This is a genomic window from Vibrio jasicida CAIM 1864 = LMG 25398 (assembly GCF_000400365.1).
GTDB lineage: Bacteria > Pseudomonadota > Gammaproteobacteria > Enterobacterales > Vibrionaceae > Vibrio > Vibrio jasicida.
Window position 1 is genome coordinate 21,820 of record NZ_BAOG01000067.1, and the last position, 11,109, is coordinate 32,928.

The 11,109-nt window shown below is 42.9% G+C and carries 12 protein-coding genes and 3 pseudogenes; 8 read left to right on the forward strand and 7 right to left on the reverse strand.

Features of this window, described 5'->3' with window-relative positions; translation table 11 throughout:
- Window positions 1–25: 25 nt before the first annotated feature.
- Together VJL_RS18990 and VJL_RS29680 are read right to left on the reverse strand one after the other, a co-directional pair.
- Complete coding sequence (locus tag VJL_RS18990) at window positions 26–208, reverse strand: TraY domain-containing protein (protein ID WP_038880457.1); 183 nt, start codon at window positions 206–208, stop codon at window positions 26–28.
- Window positions 209–213: 5 nt separating this feature from the next.
- Window positions 214–375, reverse strand: a complete 162-nt coding sequence (locus VJL_RS29680; protein WP_011998837.1) for a hypothetical protein — start codon at window positions 373–375, stop codon at window positions 214–216.
- A gap of 597 nt (window positions 376–972) precedes the next feature.
- On the opposite strand from VJL_RS29680, the gene VJL_RS18995 reads away from it, so the two are divergent.
- A complete protein-coding gene (locus tag VJL_RS18995; RefSeq protein WP_038880458.1) occupies window positions 973–1,563 on the forward strand; it encodes a LexA family transcriptional regulator in 591 nt (196 codons plus the stop codon).
- 21 nt (window positions 1,564–1,584) lie between these two features.
- Here VJL_RS18995 and VJL_RS19000 read toward each other — a convergent pair whose 3' ends face one another.
- On the reverse strand, window positions 1,585–2,010 hold the full coding sequence (locus VJL_RS19000) for a hypothetical protein (RefSeq protein WP_038880461.1): 426 nt from the start codon (window positions 2,008–2,010) through the stop codon (window positions 1,585–1,587).
- Between the two features lie 12 nt (window positions 2,011–2,022).
- Window positions 2,023–2,670: an isoprenoid biosynthesis glyoxalase ElbB gene (elbB, locus tag VJL_RS19005; RefSeq protein ID WP_038880463.1), complete on the reverse strand. Its 648-nt coding sequence runs from the start codon at window positions 2,668–2,670 to the stop codon at window positions 2,023–2,025.
- Window positions 2,671–3,748: 1,078 nt separating this feature from the next.
- Here elbB and VJL_RS19015 point away from each other — a divergent pair.
- A complete protein-coding gene (locus tag VJL_RS19015) occupies window positions 3,749–4,645 on the forward strand; it encodes a hypothetical protein (protein WP_038880465.1) in 897 nt (298 codons plus the stop codon).
- Between the two features lie 269 nt (window positions 4,646–4,914).
- Here the strand turns inward: VJL_RS19015 and VJL_RS29140 are convergent, their stop codons facing one another.
- Window positions 4,915–5,115: a hypothetical protein gene (locus VJL_RS29140; RefSeq protein WP_152436665.1), complete on the reverse strand. Its 201-nt coding sequence runs from the start codon at window positions 5,113–5,115 to the stop codon at window positions 4,915–4,917.
- 550 nt (window positions 5,116–5,665) lie between these two features.
- A pseudogene (locus VJL_RS28085) lies at window positions 5,666–6,713 on the reverse strand (IS91 family transposase).
- A 597-nt stretch (window positions 6,714–7,310) separates the two neighbouring features.
- Here VJL_RS28085 and VJL_RS19025 point away from each other — a divergent pair.
- The 6 genes and pseudogenes from VJL_RS19025 (at window position 7,311) to VJL_RS29530 (ending at window position 10,877) form a co-directional block, all read left to right on the forward strand.
- Window positions 7,311–7,601, forward strand: a complete 291-nt coding sequence (locus VJL_RS19025; RefSeq protein WP_038880469.1) for a hypothetical protein — start codon at window positions 7,311–7,313, stop codon at window positions 7,599–7,601.
- A gap of 444 nt (window positions 7,602–8,045) precedes the next feature.
- The gene (locus VJL_RS29815) at window positions 8,046–8,318 is read left to right on the forward strand and encodes a hypothetical protein (protein WP_050568867.1); all 273 of its coding nucleotides are present in this window, start codon (window positions 8,046–8,048) and stop codon (window positions 8,316–8,318) included.
- Window positions 8,319–8,324: 6 nt separating this feature from the next.
- Window positions 8,325–8,600 (forward strand): hypothetical protein, encoded by a 276-nt coding sequence (locus tag VJL_RS29820; RefSeq protein WP_193788562.1) that lies wholly within the window; start codon window positions 8,325–8,327, stop codon window positions 8,598–8,600.
- Between the two features lie 675 nt (window positions 8,601–9,275).
- Window positions 9,276–9,869: a hypothetical protein gene (locus tag VJL_RS19035; protein WP_038880471.1), complete on the forward strand. Its 594-nt coding sequence runs from the start codon at window positions 9,276–9,278 to the stop codon at window positions 9,867–9,869.
- Window positions 9,870–10,102: 233 nt separating this feature from the next.
- Window positions 10,103–10,462: pseudogene (locus VJL_RS30010) on the forward strand (regulator).
- 91 nt (window positions 10,463–10,553) lie between these two features.
- A complete protein-coding gene (locus tag VJL_RS29530) occupies window positions 10,554–10,877 on the forward strand; it encodes a hypothetical protein (RefSeq protein ID WP_038880473.1) in 324 nt (107 codons plus the stop codon).
- A 9-nt stretch (window positions 10,878–10,886) separates the two neighbouring features.
- On the opposite strand, the pseudogene VJL_RS30015 reads toward VJL_RS29530, so the two are convergent.
- A pseudogene (locus VJL_RS30015) lies at window positions 10,887–11,109 on the reverse strand (hypothetical protein); the annotation flags it as partial.

Below are 11,109 nucleotides of genomic sequence, written 5' to 3' on the forward strand. Positions count from 1 at the left end.
GGATCTTTTTGGATAAAAAAAAGCGCTAGGGTTTAGCGCGAGGTTTCATGTGTTGGTTGAACTTTGATAAGTGATCTTTCAGACGAAATCGAGCTTCTTTGCGCTTAGATCTGTCGTTCGCTTCTGCTGATTCTTCTAGAAGACGGTTTGTGTCTTCATCTAGTTCAAACCAAATTCCAATGGTTTCTTTTTCTGCGTTTTGTGGCATTTCATTTACCTCAACGCTAGGAACTCACGAGCATGAAATCGTCGGAAGTGATTGCGTGTTCGTTCTACTTCAATATCTTGTGGCGTTCGCTCTTTTGTTGCTTTATCGACCTTTGATTGAGTTCTTAGGTAGCGATATGAACGAAACCGTTTGAGTTTGTTGGTCATAACTGTTTCTCCTTGCGAGATTTACTCTTTCACTTTCATCGGCTCAGAGCAAAACCGAACCCAGCCCGTTTGCGAGACGTCGGGTGTGTTTGGGGAATATTTCTCTCCACTAAGTTTTTAGTGGGGCTTCCCCGTCGATAAAACTGATGCAGTGGAGCACGTTTCCAACGTTCTGTTGCGGTGTTTTATCTGCCTAGGCACAAATTGATAAAGAGCGGATAGTTAAACGGAAGTTACCAACTTCCAATTTCGTAGTTCAAACTTTAACTTCATATTTAAACTACGGATAAAGTGCTTTTAATACCTAAAAAGACTGTGATACATATCACGCTCTCTTTTTCTGAGAAGCGACTTTGTTTTCTCGGACTAGTGAGAAAATCATGAGAAATCTTAAATTTCAATGAATTAGATTCTCGTTTAACTCTCTAGTCCGCAAATCACTTCGGTATTTGTATGTGTGTTTATAAATTAGTCGAAATTGAACTTCGGAACAACCTTTAAGTGGGGGGGTCCTATTTAAAGGTTGTTTGTCGTTATTCTTGTATGAGGTGTGGGTCTTAGAATTTAGGTGTTTTTCTTCTTTTGGGGTTACGTGAAATGCAGACGTTGGGTCAACGATTGGAAGATCTGAGGAATAAATTTAGGCTAACGAAAGAAGATGTAGCTCGGATTGCAAAAGTGACAGGTACTACAATCGGAAAATGGGAAAAAGATCTTATTATTCCAAGAGATACCAAGCTGAAGCGTTTAGCTGAACATTACAATGTCAGTTTCGAATGGTTGAGAGTTGGTGTAGATGGAGCAAAAGTAACTCCTGTTCCTCAGAGTTTTGCGGTATCGATTCAATCTTATAAAGAAGGCGATGAATCTGTATTTTTTGATGCTCGACTGCTCCCTTCAGGCCACAGCGAGCGACTAGTGTATGTTCAGGTTGAAGGGCACAGCATGGGGGATATACTTCCTGACGGAAGTAAGTTGATTGTCGATCTTGAAGACCGACATTATAAAGACGACAAACTCTACGTTTTCAAAACTCAAGATTTCATGTCTATCCGCAGGTTATCATTCACATCAACCGGTGTTAGGTTGCAATCTTTAGGTAGTCAGAAAGACGAAGTTCTTACTTTTCAACAGCTTTCTAAGGTAGATGTTTTAGGGCGTGTTATATCTTCGATTTGTCCGCGATAATGCAGCCTCACGGCTGCATTCTTAATCGAGAGTTGTCTGAAAGCGGATTGTGCTTTTACTCACAACGAACGCTTGGCTCCTTATTTCCTTTGGTAGCTTAGTATTCGCGATAAGCTTTTTTAAGTAAGTATCTTCTGGCAGCCTGAGATCCTGATATAACTGCTCAATAGGGATGTCTTGACCTTCATGCTCAAACAAATAGCTAATAAAACGGTGGTTGGTACTACCCTGTTTTATCCTCAATATCTCATCTTCTCCGCGTAGAACCGCGTTCTGAGATGCATCAAACAAAAGTCCCGCCTTTGGAGATTCCTTTTCTTCCAAAGTTGTCGCTATTGTTACATTTCCATTTGATTGAAAAGGTAAAAACTCTAGAGCAAGCCAAAGCCCAAGACCAAGAAAAGCACTTACTCCAATGGTACAGAGAATATCGTAGGTGTTTTCCATAGGCGTAGCACTTTAAATTAAGGAAGCCACCTGCTCTACTAACTTATCGATACCTTTTTTAGCATCAGCAATACTACCAGCTAGCATGTATGCAGGCGTCGTGACAACATTGTAATCGTTATCTACGACAATATTGTCTACAGTGCAGTCAACATGTAGTCCACCTAGACTGTTGATTACACTTGCTGTTTCTTCATCGTAACCAATTGTGCAGCGAACACCGTTATACACTTTAGGTAGAAGCACTGGTGCGATACACATATAACCAACAGGCTTCTTCTTGCTCGCAAAGGCGGTCATTACTTGTTGAAATTCAACGTCAATGGAAAAATCTGCGCCATCGGTAGCGAATGTTGATAGGTTTTTTGCTACTCCAAAACCACCAGGAATTATGAGCGCTGAGGACTCTTGTTCGTCCAGCTCTGATAGCGCACTTACGCTGCCACGAACAATACGTGCAGACTCTTCAAGTACATTTCGAGCTTGCTCTTTATTTTCACCTTTTAGGTGGTTGATTGTGTGGAGTTGTGGCTTATCTGGAGCGAAGCATTGATAAGTTATGCCGCGCTCTTCAAGAGCCAGCAGCGTAAGCACTGCTTCATTGATTTCAGCGCCATCAAAGACACCGCAACCTGACAATACAACAGCAATTTTTTTCATAACCTAGCTTCCTTATTATTAGATCAAGTAGTTGATTGTTCGCCCTTGTTTGGTACGCCTCCATAATGTCAGCAATCAAACTTAGTTTCAGGTGAACATCTTTGTTTGAAAAAACGACCTCATAAACGTCATTTAAGAATGGCGCGAACTCGAACATTTCTTCGTAGTGGTTCCCGACGTTTTGAATTGGAGCGTCGAGTGAATTAAATTCTCGTAAGTAAACAGATGTGCGGTGTTTGAGCATGTTCTGGATTTTGCGTTTTATAGCTTCTTCATCACTCAAATCATCATTAAGGATGATACTCTCTAGTTCTTTTAGCTTGCCTCTAGAGTGATACCAAACGACTGACTTCACGTAGTTGTAAGTCATAAAAGAAGAAAGGTGATCCAGTTTGTCTGGTTTGATGATAGCCACGCCCCAACCAGCCAGCCCAAATGCTAGAAATGATAGGAAGAGTATTTTTAACTTCATAAGCCTGTACTAATTCAACTGACATTTTTAAGGGTTTATCCTTTTTTATATGAGGAATTGATAAAGTAGAGCTAACTACATTGCAATTTAGTGCCTATAAAACTGAGAAGTAGTAGCTCATAAATAAGCTGTCAATATGAAACAAGTTGCACTTATGGTTTTAATGATGAGAAGTTGACTTTTTGAGGTTGTACGGTTGTTTTTAAAAATACGTTCTACTATAATCCTAAGTGTCCAGAGTGCATTGCATAGCACGCTACCTGCGTAGAGTTTTACGCAGTGTATTAAGGACAATTGAGTGGCTGAGGGTGGTACCTTGGTATATAACATTCAGCAACGAAGCCAGATCTTCCGTAGGGTCTGGCTTTTTTGTATCTGAAGATCTTGAAGTTGATCGTTGATCTTTCTCGGTTTTCGCTATACATTTATGACAACTACTCGGACTTACCACCCGATTAGACTTCAACTACGGAAATCAAAATATGACACAGTTTAATTTAACGCGCCCTCGGTGCGATCTATCACAGCATACTCTCAGTTCAAGCGTTTATATCGTCAATGGTGTAACTCCATTACGTTCGTGCTTGAGTTCTGTCGGGGTGTGCTATGCAGTCCTTTGAATCACTCAGCCAAGTCACTCCCATTCCAGCGCTAGATGCGAAGGATGAACATGCGCGTAAGCTCAGAAAAGAATCCAACGCTATCTATCGTGCTAATCGCAAAGCACGAGTTCGTGAATGTATAGAGATCCACCATAACGCGGTGGCAGCAGAGAAAGCGCGACTTAAAGCGAAGGGCAAGGCATACACTAACTTGGAAATTGGCTTTACAAAGCGTCGTGTATTACGCGATAAGAAAAAGCCGAAAGTCATAAACCTCCCCCTTGAGTTCGCAACAATTCTTAAAGGTTGCGAAGAGTTTATCGATAACCCAAGCCGCTTCCCTGCTTTAGATATCTGGGTATCTGAAATGCGCAACCGCCAAGCTCGCGAGCTAGTTGCTAAAGTCTTAGCGTGTCTGTTAAGTAACACTGACATGATAAGTGGTCGTGTCGGTAAGCCAACCGAAGCTGGCATGAAAACACTGAGCTATTATCAACTTCAAGAAGATTATGCCTTGCGGTTTGGTGAGTACATTGCGCCGAAGTCATTTGGTAAAGCAATTAAGTACCTAAAACAAGCGGGTTACTTTCACTCTGAAGCGATCAACATCCGAATGGAGGATGGTGAGGGTGCTGTTCGCAGTGCTCCAGCTTACAAGCAGTTCTCTGAGCGTTTCTTTAGTGATCTTAAAGTTGTTCGCTACAGTAATGTTGCTGAATCCATAGTTGCTACACGTAAGCGTCAGATGAAAGAAGGTCTACGTCATACGTGGGTAAGCTTTCGTGAAATCGCTAATGGTGTCAGACAGATATTCTTGAACGCTAACAAATTTGAGAGTATTGCTGAGTCTACAGGTCGAGTGTTCGAAGCGTATCTTCCTCTTCATCCCAACCCACACTAATTACTTTGATTTAATCCGCGCAAGCGGAGGACTTCTCACATCTGTTGATAACTGAGTGTGATTTCTGTCACATTCCCCCATCTCACGCACCGGCTTTTTCTTTCGTTCTTACCTCACCCCACCCTCTTCTCATTAGGATAACCACCGCTCAAGACCCCAAATTATTATTCACACAAAAGATACCCTTACATTCTATCCTTAAAAATTCTCCTTAGAATATACCTAATATAGAGGGCGTGCTTTGTAGAACTCCGTATTAAGACTTTGTATTAATTATAAATATATAGATAAATATTTAAGCAAAAAATCGCTCCGCTTAAATGAAACCTCCCATCAAAAGCATCACACAGCAGTGATATTCCTAACTCAGAAGAATGCTTTTGACGGGCCCCACAGCCAGCTTTAATTACAGATATTAAAATTTGAGTAGCGTAGTAATAGCTGGCTGCGCTGGAAGGTTCTTTTGTCATACGACAGGTAGCCACAGCATATACACGTATAATTCCGTGAATAATCTTACTCGCTACGCTCGCGCATTCTAGCAAGACGAGGGGCAATTTTTGTGCCGGAGGCAAACTGACATACAAAAAGGTTCTGAGTATGCTGTAAGGATGTTTCTTGCTCACTGCGTGAGCGCATTCTGATATTCGTCGCACAGCTCCGAATAAGTGACGTTGTCACAATAAGTGCAACTGATAGAGCTGAATAAAGAACCTCAGATTTGAAAACTGTGTGCAATTACGTCATTAAAATCTGACTAAGTAGAATTTCGTTATGAAGCTTATCTCTACTTAGTCAGTGTATTTAGATGTCATCAGCATAAAGATTCTAATAATGATAGTAAAAGCGGCTTACGATAACGTAAAATTCTTAAGGAATTTAGGTTGTCATCTGATGCCTTGAAAGGTAAGGAAACTCAAAGGTCATTCAATCAGTTGTGATAGTGATATATCTAAGTGGGATAGGTAGTGTTGCGGGAATGTTGCCCAAATTGCAGATAAACTTATCCACAGGAGGGAGCTAAGCTGACCTCAATTGGCCTTCCAAAACCGTCTGTCTTATCAATTCTTCGCGGCTTTCTCCCACTCTAAAACTGACAAACTCTAACCAGTCTCTGCAGAGTAGACATTCGTACGGATCAACCTTAGCGTATTTCTTTAGCATGCTGGCATAGCAAGGCAGCGCTGGTGTGTCCTTGCTTTCCATCTCTAACGCATCGTAGACTTTTGGCAGCATTTCCTTTTCCCCAGTACGATGGTTAAGGTATTCAAATGTCAGCTGACCGCCTTTGCTGTAGTGGTGCAAGCGAGAGGCTGAAATTGGAGGTCGCTTAAAATAACGACCTGGGTAATTGACAGTCTTATGCTGTTGGTCCGTTTTCTTACCAAAATGCAGTTTCCAACGACGACGATATTGACTACGTTGAAAGGCGAATCAATCCTTTTCATGACGTATGAACGGGCAATCAGCTGCACTTAAATCAAGCATCTGGGTAATGCGCGCTTAAGAGCTACGTGATCGCAGCTCGCCAACATAATAAATTGGCTTCCACAGTCCTGTTCGTTGGCAAATTCCTCCCGGTGTTGCTGAAGCATGAACATGGCAATTCCAATTGAGCTGCGGCCGTAGGTATGAAGCGCACAGAAAACACCTATTTCTAAGCCTTGCCGTTTCGCCCAAGTCGTTAAAATGTCGACCGTGCATTTGAATAATCGATTAAGCAGTCAGCGATTATTACGAAAGATAGGCCTGAGAGTACTTACATGGTGAAGGTGATGTGTTGCCATTCGAAATCTGGCAGCACATGCTGCTGTTGGCGTATCCACCTTTCGGTGGATTTGACACCACAACTGCTGCAAGCACGAGACTTACAGCTTTGATTGAGGTATTTGGTGTAGGTACAGCCAGAGTTTTTGCACTTATAGAGGCGTGCCCCCATGCTCGCTGAGCCACAAGTCATCATTCGGGTGACGACAACGATATCTCTGATTTCAGAGTTGTGTTTACTGAGGTAGATAGCCCAGGTGCTATTCCGAGAGAAAAGTTGTCTGAGTGCTCGCAAATGCATGACCACTAGGATAATGCAGAATTGTCCGTACACTGTTAAGGTTAAGTCTCTTTGCTTTCGAGCGTAGCTCGATCAGGCGGCTATGCCGCCAGTCTGTTGTCTTCGATGACAATATCTTGCCATTTAGGTTGCAGCACTGGGCTATGTTGAGCGTTATCAGAGTAAAAGGTGAGTGCCTTCAGGATCTTGGGTAACATGCGTCGGTAATGATTACTGTAAGATGAGCGGAGAATCTTATGTACCTGCTGCTGATAGGCTGGGCCTGATTATTTGTATTCTTTCAACAAGCTTTTCAGCGTGTATTCTCTGGCAATGGAGTACACCACTTCTTTCACCAGACCATCAGGGGGGCAGTACCGCTTCCGCGCTCCGGAATAACAGTGTCGTTTTGAAGCTCACTACGCCTTGATGAAGACTGAGGAAATTGAGCAAGCGCGCCTTAACTATCGTGGGGAGGGGCAGGATGCACTTCGTTAAACATCGTCCCCACGTAACGTTATTGGCGCTCACTCTACAATTAAGTATAGGAGTCAGTGCCGAGTCTGTCATCACCACTTGCCCAGAGTGCTTAGATTATCAAGTAATTGGAGCGTGCGTGTGGATGACCTGTACGCCTGTCGGGTGCAGCTTCACCCCCAACATCGACTCCCTGATTTTGTTGTGATGAGCTATGGCGAAGCCAGCGAAGCGCTTTGGCAATACACAGCTTGGCAAATTTTGTCGCCAACCATACAGCACGATACCTACGTCTTGGCGGCGTGGTGGATGTACAAAGGTTGCCAACTGATTGCTCACTTTGGAGATAAAAGCCATGAAGAGTCCTTTACTTTCTATCGTGACGTTGATGGCGTCTGCGGCGATGGTAGGACCGAGTTAGAACGCTATTGAAACCGGCATCACCGATGGCTTCCAGGACATGATGGGAGAGATGAATACCGACAAAGCGTACGGTGCTCAGGCATGGAGACACAGTAAAGCGCTGACCACACGCTCTCACGCGTTCGAAAAAGCCTTGTATGTCCGCCGGCCCAGCTGACCGGAAAATATGAGGTCAGAATTGCCCAACATGAGACCGCGCAACGCGACATTGATGAGGCCATCAAGCGTCTTGAGCGTGAAATTGACATCATAAGTGAGCAGCTTAGAAAAGAGACGCAGGACTTTTACGAGCAGTGCTTTACCCGTACGCGCTTAGCAATGAAATCCGCCGCCCGTAAAAAAGTCGACTAAGACGATTTTTACGGCGCCAACTGGATTGGCTGCGATTATTTTCTCAGTCGCAATAGCCAAGCACCGCGCACCACCTATGACGACTTACAAGCCGAGCACATTGTGTTTAACTTCCCCTACAATTCTGAGCGCGACGATCCGGTTCAACTGAAATATCGCCGAACCGCGGTTTATACCAGCGCTGTCTATCCAATGTGTGATGAATGTTGGGACAGCAGTTACTGGCTGCGTGCTGGCTTACTGTGGCGTTTATTCTACGGTATCGAAGAAAACAACCCACAACTGGTCCATGACGAGCTCGATTATGACGGCTTCTTTTCTCAAATCATAGGCGCGGAAACCACACCAGAAGACAAAGCCAATATGTTGGTATAGCCAGCATTGAGCGTGGAAACTCAATCAACCAGCGGTCGCATCATGCGTGGTTATGGTCAGGTTCTCGATAAAACGCTCGATCACCAAGTCAGAGAGGTGTGGAATGGCGTAACAGGATGGGTTGGCGTTGAAGCAGGTCACCTGCTCACAGGATCGGCGTATTTCATTGTTCGAGAGGCGATGCCTATGCTGCAGTCGATGCTCACCATGATGACGCTAATGTCCTTGTCGCTTTCGTATATGGGACTGCAGTTGGTGGGAGTTTTGCCGCAACTTAGATAGCAAGCTGTTGGAGTCCGTGTATGAGATGCATGAGAACTTTAACCCACGGACGGGATCGCTCAACTACATGGATGATTCTATCTTGAAATTTGTGATGATCGTCTTTTACGTAATCGTGCCAGCAATATGGTTTGGGATACAGGGCTAGGCTAGCTATCGTGTAAATGGTGTATCAATGGACAGTGCAATGGAAAAAGTAAATCAAACAACCCAAAGAGGATTGGAGTTTATGAGAGAGCAAGTATCCAAGAAGCTCTAGCAAAAAATGAAAGGCTACTAATAATAGTAGCCTTTCGTCATACACTCTGTACCTGTGTAAGCTCTGGTTACATCCTTTTCCTTAGCCTGGGGCACACGTGATAACACTTTTCAGGTTCAAGAACATTATAAATATCAAGTGACTCCTCAACCTCAGCATACAGACGGTTACCTTTGTCTTCTAGATAGGCCTGACGCCATCTTTTTAGAAACGCTAACATCTAAGCCTCCTTTTCAGATATGGTTAAATTACCATCATCTTGCGCATTTATGCATGCAGTTGCAAATTGAGCACTTAAAGTTTCGAGTCATCTTCACACAGCTTACTCCCCAATTTTGTGGATAACTGTTTTAATGTTATTAAAAACAGATTATTGAGCTACCGTTCGACAAAATACCTTAAGGTTAAAATCCCCAATGACAGAAAAAATTCACTATGACATTCAACATATTAAAATCAAAAGCGATAAAGAAAGCGCTCAGCTGGCCCAGCAGTGGCAGCAGGTGTCACAAATTTGCCGTGAGGGATCTCTTGGTGAAATGGCGCGAGCGAGACTGGCATTTAACCTTGTCGATTACATCACCAGTGAAGATCTGCCATTTCGTTTGCTCATCACCCGGGCTCCCCAAGCCATGGCGGCCATCGGTGAAGAAGTCAACGTCTATAAAGAAAGTCGCGTTATCAACGGCAAGCAAAGCGGCATGGTGTATGCTAAAATTGAGCAAATGCTGCCAAGAGAAATCCACTACACGAATCAGTTTGTGGCCACGCGTTACGTCGATGGCCTGACCAGGCCATTACCTTCTGCATCACTCATTGATTGCCTTAAAACCGGAGAGATCATCACACCACTCGATGGCATCTTATTTCTCGGCTGTAAACGCATTGCTAGCGACATATCGCGCCTGAAAAAGTCAGCGCCAGACATGAACATTAATATGATGCGTATTGAGATTTCAGATAGTTTCACTGGTACATCGAGAAAGATAGCCAGTTATAAACTCAACTAGGTAACACTCAAGTGTTCTAGCTTGGTGATCAGATACAGGTAAAAGCTTAGTCTGTGAAGGCTTTGGACATAAATGTGTTTCAGGGACTCTAACAATTAGCGATTAATGAATAACTTTTACGAGGCAAATTTGCCAATTAGTACTTGTTTGTACAGTACACACTTTGAGCTCTCATGCCTAACATAGTTTCATATCAATTATTTATAAAGCATCCCGCTTTGAGGGACAGTTCAATGAAGTATCACGAAATGACAAAAACTATATTTTTCGTGAGTTTGAATGTGGTTTAACCGTTGAAGAAGCTGCTGAACTTTGTTTGAAAAGTGTGATTAAAATAGGGAAATAAGGGAAATGCAATTCCTCCAGTGTGTATAAGGCTGATGCGCATGAACAAGGTCGGGGAACTGAGCATCTGCGATGATAGGGAGAACTTCGTGATGAGACATGACCGCATAGAACTTCCGACCAGACAGGTAGTAACAGCTCAATAAGTGTTAATTGGTGTAGCGCTGTAGGAGTCAGGTGGTTCCAATGATATCGTAATGACTCATCAGAGCCTAAATTATACTAGGGCTTTAAAGAGATTGGTTTAACATAAAGGCTCGTTTTTGAACATTTTTATAAGCAGCTCAGTGCATTAAGTGTCTATAATATACAAGAGAGCTTTACCAGCGAGGGATACAATTGGATACTATCGAGAAATTAGGCGTACTCGAATACTCTAAACGTTTAATGGAATATTCTTTAGAAGCGAAAATCACTCCCTTAAACGTCCTGTTTGGCAATCCATTAACCAAACTTGAAAAGATGTCCAAGTTGGTGGGTGATTACTTGGAAAATCAGTCAACAAATGATAGATACAGTTGGGGTGATGAAGATAAAGCTAGGTCAAATTTATTTGTTAGCCAAACTCGCATTATTGAACTTCATATCCATACTAACAACTTTATACTCTCAGCAGCCTGTATAGTAATTTATTGCATGCCGCTCTTTATATTCAGTATGTGATTTCACGGCTTAATCAATAACTGTGGCCGTTAACACTATATCTATTTCCGAAGTTGTAAAATGGCCTTTCGTAACGTCATCAACCTTCCTTATTATCTTATCTACCTTATATAAGAAAGTACCTACGGGGATCACCATAAACTCACGAGCTATTGTCAAATGTGGTGTATGGAAGATCATGCAGTAGCTTGTTGATGAGTCTCCATTTCTTTCACTCCATTGATGAAGCGAA